Origin of the sequence: Isoptericola sp. NPDC060257 (genome assembly GCF_042726645.1) — a bacterium.
Taxonomy (GTDB): Bacteria; Actinomycetota; Actinomycetes; order Actinomycetales; family Cellulomonadaceae; genus Isoptericola; species Isoptericola nanjingensis.
Genome location: NZ_JBHXAW010000053.1, coordinates 1 through 19,623, shown reverse-complemented (window position 1 = coordinate 19,623; position 19,623 = coordinate 1). Strand labels below are relative to the sequence as shown.

Here is a 19,623-nt window from a genome sequence, read left to right as displayed (position 1 = left end):
ACCTGGTCGTGCGCCGGCCCCCGTCGTCCGTTTGCCGATGGTCGGACCCGGCGTCAGGGTGAAGGGCATGGCACGGGCATCGACGCTGGCCCGCGGGGTCTTCTATCCGGCAGCAGGCATCATCCTGCTGTTCGTCCTGGTCGCGGTCCTCTTCACCGACGCCACGGACGCCGTGATGACCACGCTCCAGGGCGAGGTGATCGGCGCGTTCGGGTGGTACTACGTGCTCCTGGTGGCCGCCTTCGTCATCTTCGCGATCTGGATGGGGCTGAGCCGCTTCGGCGACATCGTGCTCGGGCCGGACGACGAGGCGCCGGACTTCAAGCTCCCGGTGTGGTTCTCGATGCTCTTCGCCACCGGCATGGGCATCGGGCTCGTCTACTACGGGGTGTCCGAGCCGCTGTCCCACTTCATCACGCCGAAGCCCGGCGTGACCGGCGACGACGCCGCCCTCGCCCAGGCGGCGATCTCGCAGACGTACGTGCACTGGGGCATCCACGCCTGGGCGATCTACGTGGTGGCCGGGCTCGCGCTGGCCTACGCGATCCACCGCAAGGGCCGGCCCGTCTCGATCCGCTGGGCGCTCGAGCCCCTCCTGGGCGACCGGGTGAAGGGCCGGGCGGGCAACGTCATCGACGTCGTGGCGATCATCGGCACGGTGTTCGGGGTCGCGACCTCCCTCGGCCTGGGTGTGCTGCAGGTGGCGCACGGGCTCGGCTACCTCGACGTCGTGGAGCCGAGCACCGCCCTCGAGATCGGCCTGATCGCGGCGATCACGGCGATCGCGGCGATGTCGGTGGCCTCGGGGCTGTCCAAGGGCATCAAGTGGCTGTCCAACGGGAACATGATGCTCGCGGGCGTCGTGCTGGCCGTCGTGCTGGTGCTGGGCCCGACGCTGTTCATCCTGCGCAGCTGGGTGCAGTCGTTCGGGTACTACTTCGCGAACGTCGTCCAGATGACCTTCGACACCCTGGCGTTCCGGGGCGAGGAGGGCCTGGCCTGGGAGTCGAGCTGGACGATCTTCTACTGGGGCTGGTGGATCTCCTGGGCACCCTTCGTGGGCGTCTTCATCGCGCGCATCTCCCGGGGGCGCACGGTGCGCGAGTTCGTGCTCGGCACGCTGGCCGTCCCGATGGCCGTCGCCACGATCTGGTTCAGCGTGTTCGGGGGAGCGGGGCTGCACCAGGAGATGACCGAGCCCGGGAGCATGCTCGACCCCGCGACCGGCGGGGTGAACACCGACACCGCCATGTTCCAGCTCTTCGACACCCTGCCCGGGGCGGGGACGTGGCTGGCCGTCGCGGGCATCGTGCTGGTGGTGATCTTCTTCGTCACGTCGTCCGACTCGGGGTCGTTCGTCGTCGACATGCTCGCCCACGGCGGCAACCCCAACCCGCCGCTGTGGAGCCGCCTGTTCTGGGCGGGGCTGCAGGGCCTCGTCGCGATCGCCCTGCTGCTCGCGGGCGGGCTCCAGGCGCTGCAGACCGCCTCCATCCTCATCGCCCTGCCGTTCTCGCTGGTGCTCATCGGGATGGCGGTGTCCATCGTCAAGGAGCTCAGCATGGAGCACCGCCAGATCGTGCGCGCCGAGCGGCGCGCCGCCCGGGCGGAGCTCACGGAGCACGTCACGGAGAAGGTGGCGACCACGCTGGCCGGCCGGTGGGAGAACGTCCTGCCGCCTGCGCCGGGCGCGCTGCGACTACGCGTCCCGCGCCGTCGGGACGCGAAGGGTCCGGCCGGCCCGACGCCCGGAACAGCGCCCGGAACAGCGCCGGGGAAGCCGCCGGGGACGGGCGGGGACGAGCAGCCTGGACCGGGCGGGTAAGATAGCGGCGGCCCGATTGACGGGTCGCCTCCCCACCCCAGGAAATGAGACCCGTAGATGTCTGTGCGCTCCGACCTGCGCAACGTGGCGATCGTCGCCCACGTCGACCACGGCAAGACGACCCTCGTGGACGCCATGCTGCGCCAGGCAGGCGCCTTCTCCGCCCACCAGCACGTGGACGACCGCGTCATGGACTCCGGTGACCTGGAGCGCGAGAAGGGCATCACCATCCTCGCGAAGAACACCGCGGTCCGGTACGCCGGCCCGGCGGCGGCGGAGGCGGGCGAGCCCGACGGCATCACCATCAACGTGATCGACACCCCGGGGCACGCCGACTTCGGCGGGGAGGTCGAGCGCGGCCTGTCCATGGTGGACGGCGTCGTGCTGCTGGTCGACGCGTCCGAGGGCCCGCTGCCCCAGACCCGCTTCGTGCTGCGCAAGGCGCTCGCCGCGAAGCTGCCCGTGATCGTCGTCGTGAACAAGGTCGACCGCCCCGACGCGCGCATCACCGAGGTCGTGGGGGAGACCACCGACCTGCTGCTCGGCCTCGCGAGCGACCTGTCCGACGAGGTCCCCGACCTCGACCTGGACGCCATCCTCGACGTGCCCGTCGTGTACGCGTCGGCCAAGGCCGGCCGCGCGTCGATCGACCAGCCCGCCGACGGCGCGCTCCCCGCGAACGAGGACCTCGAGCCGCTGTTCGGCACCATCCTCGAGAAGATCCCCGCGCCGACCTACGAGGCGGACATGCCGCTGCAGGCGCACGTCACGAACCTCGACGCGTCGCCGTTCCTCGGCCGGCTCGCGCTGCTGCGCATCTTCAACGGCACCCTGCGCAAGGGCCAGACGGTCGCGTGGGCGCGCCACGACGGCACCCTGTCGAGCGTGCGGATCACCGAGCTGCTCGAGACCAAGGCGCTCGACCGCGTGCCCACCGAGTCCGCCGGGCCCGGTGAGATCGTGGCCGTGGCCGGCATCTCCGACATCATGATCGGCGAGACCCTCACGGACGTGGACGACCCGCGCCCGCTGCCGCTCATCACGGTGGACGACCCGGCGATCTCGATGACCATCGGCATCAACACCTCGCCGCTGGCGGGCAAGGGCGGCAAGGGCCACAAGGTCACGGCGCGCCAGGTCAAGGACCGCCTCGACTCCGAGCTCATCGGCAACGTGTCGCTCAAGGTGCTCCCCACCGAGCGCCCGGACGCGTGGGAGGTGCAGGGCCGGGGCGAGCTGGCCCTGGCGATCCTCGTCGAGCAGATGCGCCGCGAGGGCTTCGAGCTCACGGTCGGCAAGCCGCAGGTCGTCACGAAGCAGATCGACGGCAAGCGGCATGAGCCGATGGAGCGCATGACCATCGACGTGCCGGAGGAGTACCTCGGCGCCGTCACCCAGCTGCTCGCGCAGCGCAAGGGCCGCATGGAGACGATGAGCAACCACGGCACCGGCTGGGTGCGCATGGAGTTCATGGTCCCGGCGCGCGGCCTCATCGGCTTCCGCACGCAGTTCCTCACCGAGACGCGCGGCACCGGTATCGCGGCGTCCATCTCCGAGGGCTTCGAGCCGTGGCACGGCCCGATCGAGTCGCGCAACACGGGCTCCCTCGTGGCTGACCGCGCGGGCAAGGTGACGCCGTTCGCCATGATCAACCTGCAGGAGCGCGGCTCGTTCTTCGTCGACCCCACGCAGGAGGTCTACGAGGGCATGATCGTCGGCGAGAACTCCCGCAACGAGGACATGGACGTCAACATCACCAAGGAGAAGAAGCTGACGAACATGCGGTCCTCGACCGCCGACAACTTCGAGAACCTCATCCCGCCGCGCCACCTCACGCTCGAGGAGTCCCTCGAGTTCGCGCGCGAGGACGAGTGCGTCGAGGTGACGCCGGAGGTCGTGCGGATCCGCAAGGTCGAGCTCGACGCCACGGCGCGCGCCCGGGCGACGGCGCGGGCCAAGCGCGCCTGACCCGCTCCCGGTGACCGGCCCCGCCGCGCCCGCCCCGGAGCAGCCGGTGCCCGACGGCGGGCTGCTCGCGGTGCACGCGCACCCGGACGACGAGACCCTGGCGACCGGCGCGCTCCTCGCGTCGTGGGCGGCCGCGGGCCGGCCGGTCGCCGTCGTGACCTGCACGCGCGGCGAGCGCGGCGAGGTCATCGACACGCCGTCGCACCCCACGGGGCTGGCGCGTCTCGAGGGCGACGGCCCGGCGCTCGCCGCGCACCGGGAGACCGAGCTGGCCGCCGCGCTGGCCGCGCTCGGTGGCGGGCCGGGCGTCGTCGGGCAGGTGTTCCTCGACGCCGTCGACCTGTCAGACGCTCAGGTCACCGGGGTGCGCCCCGTGCCCGACGCGGCCGGCGAGTCGCGCGCGGTCTCCGACGTCCGTCGCACCGGGATGCGCCCAGGGCCTGACAGGCGGTTCGAGGACTCCGGCATGGCGTGGGTCGCGCCGGGGGTGGCCGGGCCGGCGGACGACGCGCCCGCGACGGCGTTCGCGCGCGTCCCGCTCGACGACGCCGCCGCGCGCCTGGCGGCCGTCGTCCGCGCCCGTCGGCCCGACGTCGTCGCGACGTACGAGGAGCAGGGCGGGTACGGGCACCCGGACCACGTCCGCACGCACGACGTGACGGTGCGGGCGCTCGCCCTCGCGGCCGACCCGGACGCCCCCGTGCCCGGCGAGCCCTGGGGTGACGCCGAGCTGTGGCGTGCGGTGACGCCGTCCGCCGCGCTCCGGGCGGGGCGCCGCGCGCTGGCCGCCGCGCCCGCGGTCCGGGACCTCGCCGCCCGCGCCGGGCTGACGTTCCCCGACCCGGACGAACCTCTGCCCCCGCTCGCGCGCCACGACGTGGAGCTGCGCGCCGCCGGGCCGCACGACGTCGTCCGGGTCGACGTCGCCCCCGTGCTCGACCGGGTGCTCGCCGCGATGCGCGCGCACGCCACCCAGATGCAGCACGCCACCGGGGCTCCGGAGGCGGCGCTGTCCGGTGCCGACCTGCTCGGCTGGTACGCCCTCAGCAACGCCGTGCTCGCCCCGGTGCCGGCGCACGAGGTCTACCTCGTGTCCTCCTCCCCTCAGCGCCGGGCGTCGCGGCGCGCGGGACGCCGGTAGGCTCGCGCCGATGACCACCCCCGAGCACGCGACGTCCACCTCGCCCGTTCCCCCCGCGGGTGCGGGCCGGTGGTGGCGGTCCGCCGCGCGGACGCTCCTGGCCGTCGCGCTGGGCGCCGTCGTCGGGGTGCTCGGCACCGTCGCGCACCGCACCCAGTGGCACGACCTGCCCGTCGGCATCGTGCTGGCCCTCGCGATCACGCTGTCCACGGCGGTCCTGTGCCGCGCGTGGGCCGGGCTGGGCCCGCTGCTCGCCGCCGGCGCCGGCTGGGTGATGGCCGTGCAGGTGCTGGCCGTCGCGGGGCCCGGCGGGGACGTGCTGGTCCCTGCCCAGGCGGTGGGCCTGGTGTGGACCTACGGCGGCCTGGCGATGTTCCTCGTCGCGGCCTTCCTGCCCCGGTCCTGGTTCTCCGACCGGCGGGGCTGACGTCCGGTCCACGTGGTCGCCTGTGAGCGTCCCGTGCGCGCCGCCCGGCCGGGCGTGACGAAGCTGTGCGGACCGGCGCCCGATTTGGCACTTTCACCCGGACTTGCGCCGAGGCGGTCGGTGCCGCCCGAGTAGGATCCCCCAGGCGGGTCCGCCCGCTCACCTGTCCCCCCGGGGCGTCGCCCCGCACCCCACCCTGACGGAGCATGCATGGGTCACCCGACCGAGCGCGAGCCGGATCCCGCCGGGTCCGCACCCGTCGAGCCTGCGCGCCCCGAGACCGAGCCCCAGGCGCCCCTCGCCGAGCAGCCGTCCACGCAGCAGCCGGACGGCGCGCAGCCGGCCGCCGAGCAGCCGTCCACGCAGCAGCCGGACGGCGCGCAGCCGGCCGCCGAGCAGCCGTCCACGCAGCAGCCGGACGGTGCGCAGCCGGACGCCGACGGGCCGGACACGCCGTACCAGCCGCGGGTGCGGCTGTACGAGCAGCGGGTCATCGCCACGGTGCCGGCGCCGCCGTCGGGACCGCCGACCCAGGCTCTGCCGGCGGTGGCGGCCTCCGTCCCTCCCGCTCCTCCCGCCGGCCCGGGTGCGGCGGCCGGTGCCCCGACCGCCGCGGCCTTCGGCGGCACCCCCGCCGAGCCGGCGACGCCGCCGCCCGCGGACCCGGGCTCGCCGCTCGACGGCCTGGCCGGCGACGGCGCGCCCAGCCGCGCACCGAAGGTCGCGCTGTGGGCCGGCGTCGGGCTCGTGGTCGTCGCCGGCCTCTACGCGGGGGCGCAGTGGGCCGTCGCGGGGACGGTGCCGAAGGGCACCAGCGTCGCCGGGGTCGAGATCGGCGGGATGGACACCGGGCCTGCGGTCGCGGCGCTCGACGACGGCCTGGGCGAGCGTGCCGCCGAGCCGATCGACGTCCGGGCGGGCGAGGCGTCGAGCACGATCGACCCGGCCTCCGCGGGCCTGTCGTTCGACGCGCAGGCGACCGTCGACGGGCTCACGGGGTTCTCGCTGAGCCCCGCGCGACTGTGGGAGCACCTCGTCGGCGGCGACGCCGTACCGCCCGTCGTCGACGTCTCCCGGCCCACGCTCACCGAGGCGGTCTCCGGCCTGGAGGACTCCCTGAAGGTCGAGCCGGTGGACGGCTCGGTCGGGTTCAAGGGGGCCAAGGCCGTGTCCACGGACGCGGTCGAGGGGTCCAGCGTGCTGGTCGACGACGCCGTGGACACCGTCGCGGACGCCTGGCTCGTCACGTCCGGTCCGGTCGACCTGCCGACCGAGGTCGTCGAGCCCGCGGTCACGCAGGCGGAGACGGACGCCGCCCTCGAGCAGGCGCAGCAGGTGGTGAGCGGCCCCGTCACGGTCGACGTGGGGGAGCAGTCCGCGGAGCTGACGCCGAAGCAGCTCGCCAGGGCGACGTCGTTCAAGAACTCCGACGGCGAGCTGAAGGCGCGGTTCGACGGCAAGAAGCTGGTCTCCGACGTCGTGGACGACACCGACGACCTGCTCACCGAGCCGGACGACGCCCACTTCGTGTTCGCCGGCGGCAAGCCGGTCGTCGAGGGCGGGGAGCAGGGCACGACGCTCGACCCGGACGACACCGCGTCCGCCGTCGGCGAGGCCGCCCTCTCGGACGACCGGACGGCCGAGGTGAAGCTCGTCGAGCGGGAGCCGGAGCACACCAAGGAGGCCCTCGAGGACATGGGGGTGAAGGAGGTCGTCTCGTCCTTCTCGACCCCGCTCACGAGCGAGCCGATCCGCACCCGCAACCTCGAGCGCGGCGCCCAGATCGTCACCGGCACCCTCGTGGCGCCGGGCGAGACCTTCTCGCTGCTCGACACCCTGTCGCCGATCGACGAGTCGAACGGCTTCGTCGCGGCCGGCGTCGTGAGCAACGGCGTGCACACCGACGCCGTGGGCGGCGGCCTGTCCCAGATGGCCACGACCACGTACAACGCCGGCTTCCTCGCCGGGTTCGACGACGCGGGCCACCAGCCCCACAGCTACTGGTTCAGCCGGTACCCGGCGGGGCGCGAGGCGACCATCTACGTGGGCGCCATCGACATGAAGTTCACCAACGACACCCCGTACGGCGCCGTCATGCAGTCGTGGGTCTCGGGCGGCGAGCTGCACGTGCAGATCTGGTCGACGAAGTACTACGAGGTCAAGAAGCAGGCGGGCGACAAGCGCAACGTCGTGCCGGCCACGGCCGTGCACAAGTCGGGTGCGGGCTGCGAGCCGTACCCGGGAGGGAACGACGGGTTCACGATCACGAACTACCGGCAGGTCTTCCACGACGGCAAGCAGGTCAAGGACGAGTCGAAGACCTGGACCTACAAGCCCGACAACCCCGTCGTGTGCGACCAGCCGAAGGCCGACCGCGACGACGAACGCCAGCCCAAGGACGACGGCAAGGACGACGCCGCCGACGGCGGGAAGGCCGAGGAGGACTGATGCTCGGACGCTCGGAACGCGAGTCCCCGGCGCACGCCGCGCAGGCGGCGCACGACGCGGGCTGGTCGGGGGTCGCCCCCGGGTCCGCGGTGGCCACGGCCGTGCCGGACGAGTCGATCGAGCTGCTGGACCTCGGCACGACGTCGGACACGCTGGCCACGGTGGCGACCATCGACGACCTGGCGGCCGTGGTGCACCTGGGGCATCCGGAGCAGCCGTCGCCCGAGCTCGAGGAGGCGCTGCTCGCCGGTGAGCCGTCGCTCATCGTCACGGCCGCGGTGCCGGTCGCGCCCCAGTGGGTGTGGGTGGCCCCGGCGGGCGCCACGGGCGGCCAGGTGGTCATCGACGAGGCGGGGATGCGCGACTGCCAGGACCTGCTGCGCGCCATGGGCGTGAGCCCGCGGCTGGTGCCGACCCGCACCCCGGTGGACGAGCGTGTCGCGCTGGCGGGCCCGGCCGGCTCGCTCGTGGTCGAGCGGTCCCGGGTGCCCGCGGGCTGGGTCGAGGTCCCCGGCAGCGAGCGGCTCGCCGGCCGGCTGCCGGTCTGGTACGGGCTCCTCGAGGCGCGGGCGGCGTGGCCGCGGTTCGACGCTCCCGCCCAGGTGTGGCTCGCCGTCGGGCCGTCGGACGACCACCGCGGGTCCCTGCAGCACACGCTGGCCGTCCTGTCGGCGGCCGGCGTCGACCTGCAGCACCTGCGCAGCCACCCCTCGGCCCACGGGCCGCACGTCTTCTTCACCTCGTTCCGCTGCGCGAGCGTCGACGTGCTCGACGGGCTCGTCGCGGAGCTCGACGGGCGCGGCGTCGCGCACCGCACCCTGGCCGTGCTGCCCGGCGAGGGCTTCGTGCCCGGCCCCGTGCCGCTGGCGCCGCGGTGGGCCGCCGGCCCAGCCGGGGCGTGAGGGGCGCCGGATGAGGATCGCGTACCTCGGGCCGGAGGGCACGTTCACCCACGAGGCGGTCCGGCGCTGGGCCGGCGCACGGACGGGGGGCGGCGACGCCGCGCAGCTGCCGCTGGCCACCGTCCGGGAGGTGCACGACGCCGTCGCGTCGGGTGCCGCGGACCGGGGCGTGGTGGCGATCGAGAGCTCCGTCGAGGGGTACGTCGTGCCGTCCCTGGACGCGCTCGTGGGCAGCCCCGACGTGGTCGCGGTGGACGAGGTCGTGCTGGACGTCTCCTTCGACGCGTTCGTCCGTCCCGGGCACGCCGACCCGTCGGGGCTGCGCGAGGCGACGGCGCACCCGCACGGCCTGGCGCAGTGCACGAGGTTCGTCGCGGAGCGCGACCTGCTGCCGGTGCCGGCGTCGTCGAACGCGGCGGCGTGCCGCGACCTCGCCGACCACCAGGTCGCGTTCGGGCCGAGGCTGTGCGGAGAGCTCTACGGGCTGGAGACGCTCGCGACGGGGGTGGAGGACTTCGCCGGCGCGCGCACGCGGTTCGTCGTGCTGTGCCGCCGCGACGTCGCGACCGCCGCGTGGGCGCCGGTGCGCGCGGCAGGGCACGCCCCCGATACCTGGCGCACCATGCTCGCCGTGACCCCGGTGGTCACCGGGCCGGGCGTGCTGGCGCGGGTCACGGCGGAGTTCGCCGAGCGCGGCGTGAACATGTCGAGCCTCGTGGAGCGCCCGTTGAAGGTGCGCGAGAGCCAGTACGTGTTCGTCGTGACGCTCGACGGCGCCCCCTGGGAGCCGCAGGTGCGCGACCTGTTCGCCGCCCTGCTCGGCGCGGGCGACTCGCTCAAGGTGCTCGGCGCGTTCCCCGTGGCGCCCGGCGGGCCGGGCCTCGACGGCGTGCTGCCCGACCACGTGCCGACGGGCAGCGTGCTGGGCTCGGACGACGACGCGACCGTCGCGCGGGGCCTGCTGTGGTGAGCGAGGCGCCGGTCGGCCGGGTCGGGGTCGTCGGCCTCGGCCTGGTCGGCGGGTCGCTCGCGCGGCTGCTCGCCGCGCGCGGCGTGGACGTCCTGGCGACCGACACCGACGCCGGGACCCGCGGCGACGCGCGCGCCGTCGGGCTGCCGGTCACGGACGACCTGGCGGACCTGTGCGCCGCGGGGCCCGACGTCGTCGTGCTCGCCGTTCCGCTGCGCGCCGTGCGCGCCACGGCCGCCGAGCTCGCGCCGCTGCTGGCGGGCTGCGACGCGACCGTGACCGACGTCGGCTCGGTCAAGGGCCCGGTCCGGGCGGCGGTCCTCACCGCGGGGCTGGGCAACCGGTACGTCGGGGCGCACCCGATGGCCGGCACCGAGCACAGCGGCTTCGCCGCGTCCGACGCCGGCCTGCTCGACGCGGCGCCGTGGGCGGTGACCGTGGCCGAGCCGGGCGGTGCCGCGCCCGACGAGCCCCGACGCCTGGCGCAGGTGCTGCGCCTGGTGACGGGCCCGCTGGCAGGCACCGCCGCCGTCGTCACCGACGACCGGCACGACGAGGCTGCCGCGCTGGTGAGCCACGTGCCGCACGTGCTCGCCACCCAGCTGCTCAACGCCGTGGCGGGCGCGCCGGTCCGTGACCTCGCGCTGGGTCTCGCCGCCGGGAGCTTCCGCGACGGCACCCGGGTCGCGCTCACCGACCCGGCCCGCACGGAGGCGATGGTCACCGAGAACGCCGCGTGGGTGGCGCCCGCGCTGCGCAAGGCGGTGCGCGACCTCGAGGTCGTGATCGGCGCCCTGGAGACGAACGGCTCGCTGCACGACGTCTTCCACGCCGCCGACGACGTCCGCGAGCTGCGCGCGGGGGGCCGCGCGCGCCCGGCGGGGCCCGAGGAGTCGCTGCCGGTCGGCGACGCCTGGACGTCCGGCCTGGTCGACGACCTCGTGGCGCGCTGCACGGCGGGCGCCGTCGTCGTGGGCGTCGACGACGGCGCGGTCCGGGTGCGCGCGCCGCGCTGAGCGGCACGACAGCATCGCGGGCTCAGGCCGCGGCTCAGGTCTGGTCGGGCCGCCCCCGGCGCGGTCGTCGTGGCGGGACCGGCTTCACGGCCTCGACGTCGTCGGCGGCGACGGCCACCTCCGGCAGGCCGGGGGAGCGGTCGGGACGGACGCGCAGGCCGGCGGGCCCGTCGGCCGTGAGGATCCCCACGACGTCCGCCCACCGGGCCCCGTGCTCGGCCGCCTCGGCGGGGGACAGGCGCCGCCGCACGACGACACGCGTCCCGGCAGGGACACCGGCCCAGGCGGGTGGTACGGCAGGTGGGACGGCTGACGGCGAAGGCACCACGTCAGCGATACTAGAGTGGGCCGCGCGGGCCGAGCGCCCGCGCCGGTCAGCACCGGAGAAGCACCATCGATGAAGCATCGAGACCCGCAGCCCGCTCGCCGGGCCGCGCCCTCGTCACCTGGAAGGTAGCCCGCAGTGACCTACGTGATCGCTCAGCCGTGCGTCGACGTCAAGGACAAGGCGTGCATCGAGGAGTGTCCCGTGGACTGCATCTACGAGGGCTCGCGCTCCCTGTACATCCACCCGGACGAGTGCGTGGACTGCGGCGCCTGCGAGCCGGTGTGCCCGGTCGAGGCCATCTACTACGAGGACGACGTCCCCGAGCAGTGGAAGGACTACTACCGCGCCAACGTCGAGTTCTTCGACGACCTCGGCTCGCCCGGCGGTGCCGCGAAGATGGGGCTCATCGAGAAGGACGACCCCATGATCGCCGGCCTGCCGCCCCAGGCCTGATGGGGTTCGCCGACCTCAGCGGACTGCCCTACCCCTGGGACACGCTCGAGGACGTGCGGGCGACCGCCCGTGCGTACCCCGGCGGCGTCGTGGACCTGTCGATCGGCACGCCGGTCGACCCGACCCCGCAGGTCGTGCGCGACGCGCTCGCCGCGGCGTCCGACGCCCACGGCTACCCGCTGACGCACGGCACGCCAACGCTCCGTGAGGCGGTGACCGACTGGTTCGCCCGCCGGCGCGGGGTCCCCGGTCTCGACCCGGACGCCGTGCTGCCCACCGTCGGCTCCAAGGAGCTCGTCGGCCTGCTGCCGTCGCTGCTGCGCCTGGGCCCGGGCGACGTCGTCGTGCACCCGGCGGTCGCGTACCCCACCTACGACGTCGGGGCGCGGCTGGCCGGTGCGTCGCCGCTGGCCACGGACGACGTCGACGCCTGGGCGGGGCGCCGCGACGTGCGCCTGGTGTGGGTCAACTCGCCCGGCAACCCGACCGGCGAGGTCGCCGACGTCGCGCACCTGCGGCGCGTGGTGGAGGCGGCGCGGGAGATCGGCGCCGTCGTCGTGGGCGACGAGTGCTACGCCGAGCTGCCGTGGGCGGACGCCTGGGTCGGCGACGACGGCGTCTCGCGGGTGCCGAGCCTGCTCGACCCGCGCGTCACCGGAGGCAGCACCGAGGGGCTGCTCGCGGCGTACTCGCTGTCGAAGCAGTCCAACGTGGCCGGGTACCGTGCCGCGTTCGTGGCGGGCGACCCCACCCTCGTGTCCGGTCTCCTGGCCACCCGCAAGCACCTCGGGATGATCGTCCCCGCGCCGGTCCAGGCGGCGATGACCGCCGCGCTGGGCGACGACGCGCACGTCGCGGCCCAGCGCGAGGTCTACCGCGGCCGTCGCGCCGCGCTGCTCGGAGCGCTCGGGACGGCGGGCTTCGTCGTGGACGGTTCCGAGGCCGGCCTCTACCTGTGGGCGCGCCCGGCGGACGGGACTCCGCTCGCGGGCGCGACGTCGCGCGACCTCGCGGCGTGGTTCGCACGCCGCGGCATCCTGGTGGGGCCGGGGGAGTTCTACGGCGACGCGGGGCGGTCGCACGTCCGCGTCGCGCTCACCGCACCCGACGATCTTGTGGCCGAGGGTGTGACGCGCATCACCACTGCGTGACGAGCGGGATGGCTGCGGCTGGGCAGGGGATTGGATCACCTTGGTGTTGGGGGGTAGGTTCGACCGCAGGCCGAGGTAGCCCTGGAGGATGCCACGGCCGGCGTGCCCCGGGCCGCCCCCGTCCCTGAGTCACGAGTCACGCGCCCACCGGTCCCGTCGTCGGGAGTCGGCAGGCCCGTCACGGAAGGAAGACATGACGTCCACCACGCCTGCCGCAGGCACCACGGGCGACTCCGCCTCGGTCGAGCTCGTCGTCGACGGTACCGCTCGCCAGCTGCCCGTCGTCCCGGCCACGGAGGGCAACGACGGCATCGTCGTGTCGTCCCTGCTGAAGGACACCGGGCTCGTCACGGTCGACCCCGGGTTCACGAACACCGCGTCGTGCCAGTCGGAGATCACGTACATCGACGGCGAGCAGGGCATCCTGCGCTACCGCGGGTACCCCATCGAGCAGCTGGCCGACTCGTCCACCTTCCTCGAGGTGGCATACCTGCTGATCCACGGCGAGCTGCCCTCCCCGGCCGAGCTGTCGGCGTTCGAGGAGCGGGTCAACCGCCACACGCTGGTGCCGGAGGGCTTCCGCGCCTTTCTGTCGTCGTTCCCGCGCGGCGGCCACCCGATGTCGATCCTGGCCTCGGCGGTCAACGCGCTCGCGACGTACTACCCCGAGTCGCTGGACCCGCACGACCCGGAGGCGGTCGAGCTCGCCACGGTGCTGATCCTCGCCAAGATCCGCACCATCACGTCGTACCTGCACCGCGCCACGCGCGACGAGCCGCTGATGTACCCGGACTACGCCCGGGGCTACGTCGACGACTTCCTGCGCATGACGTTCTCGCGGCCGTACGAGCAGTGGGAGTCCGACCCGGTGCTCGTGTCCGCGATGGACAAGCTCCTCATCCTGCACGCGGACCACGAGCAGAACTGCTCCACGTCCACGGTGCGCATCGTCGGCTCGTCGAACGCGACGCTCTACGCGTCGGTCGCCGCCGGCATCAACGCGCTGTCGGGCCCGTCGCACGGCGGTGCCAACGAGGCGGTGCTCACGATGCTCGAGAGCATCCGCAGCGGCGACGACTCCGTCGAGACCTTCATGAAGAAGGTCAAGAACAAGGAGGCCGGCGTCCGGCTCATGGGCTTCGGCCACCGCGTCTACAAGAGCTACGACCCGCGCGCCGCGATCGTCAAGAAGCACGCCGACGCGGTGCTGGGCCAGCTCGGTGCCAAGGACGAGCTGCTCGACATCGCCCGCGGGCTCGAGGAGATCGCGCTGCACGACGACTACTTCGTCGAGCGCAAGCTCTACCCGAACGTGGACTTCTACACCGGGCTCATCTACAAGGCCATGGGCTTCTCGCCGGCCATGTTCACGCCGCTGTTCGCGCTGGGCCGCATGCCCGGCTGGATCGCCCAGTGGCGCGAGATGATGAACGACCCGCAGACCAAGATCGGCCGCCCGCGGCAGGTCTACACCGGTCCGACCGAGCGCGACTACGTGGCGCTCGAGCAGCGCTGAGGCTCGCGCCTCCAGGACGGGTACCGCACCGCCGCCGGCCGTCGGCCCGCGACCAGGACGATCACGGCAGGACGATCGTCACCTGGCCGTCGGGCCGGCGGTCGGCGTCGTCGTCCACGACGGACCACGTGCCGTCCTCGCGGGTCCACACCCGTGCGCCGGCCCGTACCTCCTGCGCCCCGGAGACGGACGCCGTCGCGACCGCCCAGTGCGCGACGGCCCACGTGGCGAGCTCGCCGTCGAGCGGCACCGCGGTCGCGTCCACGACGACGGCGTTCACGTCCTCGTCGGACGTGTCGGCACGCAGGGCGTCGGCGGGCAGCCCGAGGTCGCGCGCGCCGCGCTCGGCGAGCAGGTCCCGGGCGGCGGCGCCGGACGGCGCCTCGTCCTCCTCGGTGGGCGGCAGGTCGCAGGTGATCGCCCCGGGGGAGTGGCCGGTGAGCGCGGACGCCCAGGCCCGCGACCGGGTCTCGTGCTGCGCGTACGCGTCGGGGAACCCGGAGCGCTGCACCGCCTGGGCGGCGACCGTGACCTCGAGGTCCTCGTAGCCGTCGACCTTGACGAGGCCGTCGTAGAACTTCCCGGTCGAGTAGACCGGGTCCATGATCTCGTCCACCGTGCCCCACCCCTGGGAGGGGCGCTGCTGGAAGAGGCCCACCGAGTCGCGGTCGCCGTAGTCGATGTTGATCAGCCGGGACTCCTGCAGCGCCGTCGCCAGCCCGATCGTGGCCGCCCGGCCCGGCAGCCCGCGCTGCACGGACGTCCCGACGATCAGGGCGGCGTTGTCCGCCTGGATCGGCGTGAGGTACCACGACGTCCCGTCCAGCTCGGCCGCGCACCGCTGCACCGAGGGCGTGTCGACCCGGTTGAGGAACCAGACGACGCCGGCCGTCGCCCCGGCGCCGGCGACGAGGACCACGGCGAGGGCTGCGCCGGCAGCCCCCCGTCGGCCTCTCCGCCGGCCCGGTCGGCCGGACACCTCAGTTGGCGTGCAGCGCGGCGTTGAGCTCGATGCCCACGCCGCCCCGCTCCAGCACCTCGACCGCGCCGGTGCGCGAGTTGCGGCGGAACAGCAGGTTGTCGCGACCGGCGAGGTCGCGGGCCTTGACCACCAGCGGGTCGCCGTCGGCGCCCATCTCGCCGAGCACGGTGACCTTGGTGCCCGCGGTGAGGTAGAGGCCGGCCTCGACCACGCAGTCGTCGCCGAGCGGGATGCCGAGGCCGGCGTTGGCGCCGAGCAGCGACCGCTCGCCCACGCTGATGACCTCCTTGCCGCCGCCCGACAGGGTGCCCATGATCGACGCGCCGCCGCCGACGTCGGAGCCGTCCCCCACGACGACCCCGGCGGAGATGCGGCCCTCGACCATGGAGGCGCCGAGCGTGCCGGCGTTGAAGTTGACGAAGCCCTCGTGCATGACCGTGGTGCCCGACGCGAGGTGCGCGCCGAGGCGCACGCGGTCGGCGTCGGCGACCCGCACGCCGGCGGGCACGACGTAGTCGACCATGCGGGGGAACTTGTCGATCCCGTACACCGTGACGGCGCGGCCGGTGTCGGCGCGCAGGCGCAGGCGCGTGGCCTCGAAGCCCTCGACCGCGCACGGGCCGTGGGACGTCCACACCACGTTGGTCAGGACGCCGAAGAGGCCGTCCAGGTTGAGGCCGTGGGGCTGGACCAGGCGGTGGGAGAGCAGGTGCAGGCGCAGGTACGCGTCCTGGGTGTCCTGGGGGGCGGCGTCGAGGTCGATCACGGTGCGCACGACGACGACGTCCACGCGGCGCGCGTCGTCCCGCTCGGTGAGGGCGTCGAGCTCGGCCGGGATGTCGACGTCGGTCTCCGGCGGCGCGCCCAGCACGGGCGCGGGGTACCAGACGTCGAGCGTGGTGCCGTCGTCGGCGACCGTGGCGAGACCGAGGCCCCAGGCGGGGCGGGAGGAGGCAGGCGTCGTCATGCGACCCAGCGTAGTCGGCGCGTCTGCCACGATGGTGCGCGTGACCACGGACAGCACACCCCCTTCTCGCGACCCCCAGCTCGGCGCCCGCGCGGATGCCCGCCTGGACGCCCTCCTCGACCCGGAGACGGTCGCGACGTCGGACCTCGTGGACCTCCTGGCCGCGATCTGCGACGTCCCGTCGGTCTCGGGGGACGAGGCCGCGCTCGCGGACGCCGTCGAGCGGGTGCTGCGCGCCCAGCCCCACCTCGACGTGCTGCGCGACGGCGACGCCCTCGTCGCCCGCACCCGCCTCGGCCGCGCCCGGCGGGTGGTGCTCGCCGGCCACCTGGACACCGTGCCGCTGACCGACCCGCCGAACCTCCCGACGCGCCTCCAGGCGGCCGCGGACGGGACCGTCGAGATGTGGGGCCGTGGCACCGTGGACATGAAGGGCGGCGTGGCGATCATGCTCGCGCTCGCCGTCGAGCTGGGCCGCCCGGGCAGGGAGCCCGCCCACGACGTCACGTACGTCTTCTACGACCACGAGGAGGTCGAGGCGTCGCTCAGCGGGCTGGGCCGGCTGGTGCGGAACCACCCGGAGGCGCTCGCGGGGGACGTCGCGATCCTGGGCGAGTCGAGCAACAACGGCATCGAGGGCGGCTGCAACGGGACGCTGCGCGTCGAGGTCCGCACCCACGGCGTCGCCGCGCACTCGGCGCGCGCCTGGGCCGGGGTGAACGCGATCCACGCGGCGGCGCCGGTGCTCGACCGGCTCGCCGCCTACGAGGCGCGCGAGGTCGAGGTGGACGGGCTGGTGTACCGCGAGAGCCTGGGCGCCGTCGGCATCCGCGGCGGCATCGCGGGCAACGTGGTGCCGGACGCCTGCACCGTCACGGTGAACTACCGCTTCGCCCCGTCGCAGGGCGTCGCCGAGGCGGAGGCGCACGTGCGCGAGCTCTTCGAGGGCTTCGAGGTGGTCGTCACGGACGCCGCCCCCGGCGCCCGGCCGGGCCTCGACGACCCGCTCGTGGCGGACTTCGCCGCGGCCGTGCAGGCCGCGACCGGCACCGCGCCGACGCCCAAGTACGGCTGGACCGACGTCGCACGGTTCGCCGAGCTCGGCATCCCCGCCGTGAACTTCGGCCCGGGGGACCCGGTGCTGGCGCACAAGGACGACGAGCGCCTGCCCGTGGCCCGGCTCGCGGTGGGTCGCGACGCCCTGCGCGGCTGGCTGCTCGGCGGGCCCGCGGGTGGCGTGGATAGTCTCGAGCCATGACGCGAGCGACGACCTCTCCCAGCGCCCACGGACCCGGCCGCGGACCCGAGCGCGGCGACGACGGGGTCCCCGAGACGGGCAAGGGCTACCGCAAGGGGCCCGTGCTGCTGCGGGGCAAGGAGATCCCGGCCCAGACCACCGACCAGAGGCTCCTCTCCGGCGGCGGCGACTCCGACTGGGTGCACTCCGACCCGTGGCGCGTGATGCGGATCCAGTCGGAGTTCGTCGAGGGCTTCGGCGCCCTCGCCGAGGTGGGCCCCGCGGTGTCGGTGTTCGGGTCGGCCCGGACGTCCCCCGACCACCCCGACCACGCGCTCGCCGTCGAGGTCGGGCGGCTGCTCGCCGAGGCCGGCTACGCGGTGATGACCGGCGGCGGCCCGGGGATCATGGCGGCGGCCAACGAGGGGGCGCACCACGCGGGCGGCACGTCCATCGGGCTCGGCATCGAGCTGCCCTTCGAGCAAGGCATGAACGAGTTCGTGAACCTGGGCGTGAACTTCCGCTACTTCTTCGCCCGCAAGACGATGTTCGTCAAGTACGCGCAGGGCTTCATCGTGCTGCCGGGCGGCTTCGGCACCTTCGACGAGCTGTTCGAGGCCCTCACGCTCGTGCAGACCCACAAGGTGACCGAGTTCCCGATCGTGCTGGTCGGCTCCGACTACTGGGGCGGGCTGCTGGAGTGGCTGCGCTCCGCCGTGGCGGACCGCGGGATGATCGGCCGCGCCGACCTCGACCTGCTGCACCTCACGGACTCGCCGGAGGAGGCCGTGCGGTACGTGATCGAGCGCGGGCGGGCCCTCGCCGCCTCGGAGCGCGAGGCGTTGGACGAGCTCGCCGAGGACCAGCGGGACGCGGCCGACGACGCGGGCGACGCGGCCGACGCCTCGTGACGCCCGACGCCCCGCCCCCGGCCGGCGTCCCGGCGGCGGGGACCCCGCTGGTGCTGCGCGGGCGCGAGGTCGGCCGCGGCCCCGACGGGGTGCTGCGGCCCGTGGTGATGGCGATCGTCAACCGCACCACGGACTCCTTCTACGCCCCGGCCCGGCGGCCCGACGACGGCGCCGCGCTCGACGCGGCGCACCAGGCCTGGGCGGACGGCGCGCAGATCCTCGACGTCGGCGGGGTGCGCGCCGGCGTCGGCCCGGACGTCGACGAGGCGGAGGAGATCGGCCGGGTGGCCCCGTTCGTCGCGCGGGTGCGCGAGGAGCTGCCCGACCTGCTCGTGTCGGTCGACACGTGGCGCTCCGGCGTCGCCCGCGAGGTCGTCGCCGCCGGGGCGGACCTCGTCAACGACACCTGGGCGGGGCACGACCCCGCGCTCGTGGAGGTGGCCGGCGCGGCGGGGGTCGGGGTGGTGTGCTCCCACACCGGCGGGGCGGTGCCGCGCACCGACCCGTACCGCGTCGAGTACCCGCCCGTCGACCACCCGCCCGTCGACCAGGCCCGGCCCGGGGAGGCCGCCGACCCGCGCGACGGCGTCCTGGACGACGTCGTCGCGACCCTGCGCGCGGCCGCCGCGCGGGCCGTCGCCTGCGGCGTCCCGTCGCGGTCGGTGCTCGTGGACCCCACGCACGACTTCGGCAAGAACACCTGGCAGTCGCTGCACCTCCTGCGCCGCACCGCCGCGCTCGCGGGGCTCGGGTACCCGCTGCTCATGGCGCTCAGCCGCAAGGACTTCGTCGGGGAGACGCTGGGGCTGGCCCCCGACGACCGGCTGGAGGGCACCCTCGCGGCCACCGCGCTCGCGGCCTGGCAGGGCGCGACCGTCTTCCGCGCCCACGACGTCGTCGCCACCCGGCGCGTGCTCGACCTGGTCGCCGCCGTCCGCGACGAGGCCCCGCCGGCGGCGGCGCTGCGCGGCCTCGCCTGAGGCCGCCTGACCTGGCAGGGCCGGGCCGGGTCTCGCCAGTCGACCTCTGACGTCCGGGGTGTGGAAGTCAGGGGTGGGTTCTGACCTAGAATGGTGGGGCGCGCCTCGTCTCGCCCCCGCCGACCGGCGGGCCGCGGGCAGGGGGCAGGCCGAGGAACCGGACAACGGAATGGAGAGCCACAGATGGCTGCGATGAAGCCGCGGACGGGCGACGGGCCGCTGGAGGTCACCAAGGAAGGACGCGGCATCGTCATGCGGGTCCCGCTCGAGGGTGGCGGCCGTCTGGTCGTGGAGCTGAACGCCACCGAGGCGACCGAGCTGGGTGAGGCACTCCAGGCCGTCGTCGCGTGACGACGGCGCGGTAGGAGCAGGACGGCGGGCGCCGGGCGACGAGGTAGCCC

At 74.6% G+C, this 19,623-nt stretch carries 18 protein-coding genes; 15 read left to right on the top strand and 3 right to left on the bottom strand.

Annotated elements, in window-relative coordinates:
• Positions 1–67 precede the first annotated feature (67 nt).
• The 8 genes from ACFWEK_RS06770 to ACFWEK_RS06735 all read left to right on the top strand — a co-directional run bounded on the left by ACFWEK_RS06770 (position 68) and on the right by ACFWEK_RS06735 (position 10,697).
• The gene (locus ACFWEK_RS06770) at positions 68–1,825 is read left to right on the top strand and encodes a BCCT family transporter (protein ID WP_430553538.1); all 1,758 of its coding nucleotides are present in this window, start codon (positions 68–70) and stop codon (positions 1,823–1,825) included.
• Positions 1,826–1,882: 57 nt separating this feature from the next.
• The gene (gene typA / locus ACFWEK_RS06765) at positions 1,883–3,793 is read left to right on the top strand and encodes a translational GTPase TypA (protein ID WP_429762532.1); all 1,911 of its coding nucleotides are present in this window, start codon (positions 1,883–1,885) and stop codon (positions 3,791–3,793) included.
• Between the two features lie 10 nt (positions 3,794–3,803).
• Positions 3,804–4,934: a PIG-L family deacetylase gene (locus tag ACFWEK_RS06760; protein WP_430553537.1), complete on the top strand. Its 1,131-nt coding sequence runs from the start codon at positions 3,804–3,806 to the stop codon at positions 4,932–4,934.
• Positions 4,935–4,944: 10 nt separating this feature from the next.
• Positions 4,945–5,361: a DUF6113 family protein gene (locus ACFWEK_RS06755; protein ID WP_430553536.1), complete on the top strand. Its 417-nt coding sequence runs from the start codon at positions 4,945–4,947 to the stop codon at positions 5,359–5,361.
• A 210-nt stretch (positions 5,362–5,571) separates the two neighbouring features.
• On the top strand, positions 5,572–7,809 hold the full coding sequence (locus ACFWEK_RS06750; protein ID WP_430553535.1) for a VanW family protein: 2,238 nt from the start codon (positions 5,572–5,574) through the stop codon (positions 7,807–7,809).
• Positions 7,809–8,711 (top strand): hypothetical protein, encoded by a 903-nt coding sequence (locus tag ACFWEK_RS06745; protein ID WP_430553534.1) that lies wholly within the window; start codon positions 7,809–7,811, stop codon positions 8,709–8,711. Before ACFWEK_RS06750 ends, ACFWEK_RS06745 begins: the two co-directional genes overlap by 1 nt.
• A 10-nt stretch (positions 8,712–8,721) precedes the next feature.
• On the top strand, positions 8,722–9,681 hold the full coding sequence (locus ACFWEK_RS06740; protein WP_430548455.1) for a prephenate dehydratase: 960 nt from the start codon (positions 8,722–8,724) through the stop codon (positions 9,679–9,681).
• On the top strand, positions 9,678–10,697 hold the full coding sequence (locus tag ACFWEK_RS06735; RefSeq protein WP_430553533.1) for a prephenate dehydrogenase: 1,020 nt from the start codon (positions 9,678–9,680) through the stop codon (positions 10,695–10,697). The genes ACFWEK_RS06740 and ACFWEK_RS06735 overlap by 4 nt, the downstream gene beginning before the upstream one ends.
• A gap of 34 nt (positions 10,698–10,731) precedes the next feature.
• On the opposite strand, the gene ACFWEK_RS06730 is transcribed toward ACFWEK_RS06735, so the two are convergent.
• Positions 10,732–10,947, bottom strand: a complete 216-nt coding sequence (locus ACFWEK_RS06730; protein ID WP_430553532.1) for a hypothetical protein — start codon at positions 10,945–10,947, stop codon at positions 10,732–10,734.
• 213 nt (positions 10,948–11,160) lie between these two features.
• Here ACFWEK_RS06730 and fdxA point away from each other — a divergent pair, with 213 nt between their 5' ends.
• The 3 genes from fdxA to ACFWEK_RS06715 all read left to right on the top strand — a co-directional run bounded on the left by fdxA (position 11,161) and on the right by ACFWEK_RS06715 (position 14,145).
• A complete protein-coding gene (gene fdxA / locus ACFWEK_RS06725; RefSeq protein WP_429762524.1) occupies positions 11,161–11,478 on the top strand; it encodes a ferredoxin in 318 nt (105 codons plus the stop codon).
• Positions 11,478–12,629, top strand: coding sequence for a succinyldiaminopimelate transaminase (gene dapC / locus ACFWEK_RS06720; protein WP_430553531.1), 1,152 nt, complete (start codon positions 11,478–11,480; stop codon positions 12,627–12,629). The genes fdxA and dapC overlap by 1 nt, the downstream gene beginning before the upstream one ends.
• A gap of 193 nt (positions 12,630–12,822) precedes the next feature.
• Positions 12,823–14,145, top strand: a complete 1,323-nt coding sequence (locus tag ACFWEK_RS06715) for a citrate synthase (RefSeq protein ID WP_430553530.1) — start codon at positions 12,823–12,825, stop codon at positions 14,143–14,145.
• A 61-nt stretch (positions 14,146–14,206) separates the two neighbouring features.
• Here the strand turns inward: ACFWEK_RS06715 and ACFWEK_RS06710 are convergent, their stop codons facing one another.
• Entirely contained in the window at positions 14,207–15,064 is an 858-nt protein-coding gene (locus tag ACFWEK_RS06710; protein WP_430553529.1) for a hypothetical protein, read from the bottom strand.
• A gap of 61 nt (positions 15,065–15,125) precedes the next feature.
• Positions 15,126–16,094: a 2,3,4,5-tetrahydropyridine-2,6-dicarboxylate N-succinyltransferase gene (gene dapD / locus ACFWEK_RS06705; protein ID WP_430548449.1), complete on the bottom strand. Its 969-nt coding sequence runs from the start codon at positions 16,092–16,094 to the stop codon at positions 15,126–15,128.
• Positions 16,095–16,125: 31 nt separating this feature from the next.
• On the opposite strand from dapD, the gene dapE reads away from it, so the two are divergent.
• The 4 genes from dapE to ACFWEK_RS06685 all read left to right on the top strand — a co-directional run bounded on the left by dapE (position 16,126) and on the right by ACFWEK_RS06685 (position 19,573).
• Positions 16,126–17,352 carry a succinyl-diaminopimelate desuccinylase gene (gene dapE, locus ACFWEK_RS06700; protein WP_430553539.1) on the top strand — a complete coding sequence of 409 codons (1,227 nt, stop codon included), beginning with the start codon at positions 16,126–16,128 and terminating at the stop codon, positions 17,350–17,352.
• Entirely contained in the window at positions 17,349–18,242 is an 894-nt protein-coding gene (locus ACFWEK_RS06695) for a TIGR00730 family Rossman fold protein (protein WP_430548448.1), read from the top strand. The genes dapE and ACFWEK_RS06695 overlap by 4 nt, the downstream gene beginning before the upstream one ends.
• The gene (folP, locus tag ACFWEK_RS06690) at positions 18,239–19,222 is read left to right on the top strand and encodes a dihydropteroate synthase (protein ID WP_430548447.1); all 984 of its coding nucleotides are present in this window, start codon (positions 18,239–18,241) and stop codon (positions 19,220–19,222) included. The genes ACFWEK_RS06695 and folP overlap by 4 nt, the downstream gene beginning before the upstream one ends.
• 183 nt (positions 19,223–19,405) lie before the next feature.
• The gene (locus ACFWEK_RS06685) at positions 19,406–19,573 is read left to right on the top strand and encodes a DUF3117 domain-containing protein (protein ID WP_111249454.1); all 168 of its coding nucleotides are present in this window, start codon (positions 19,406–19,408) and stop codon (positions 19,571–19,573) included.
• Positions 19,574–19,623 lie beyond the last annotated feature (50 nt).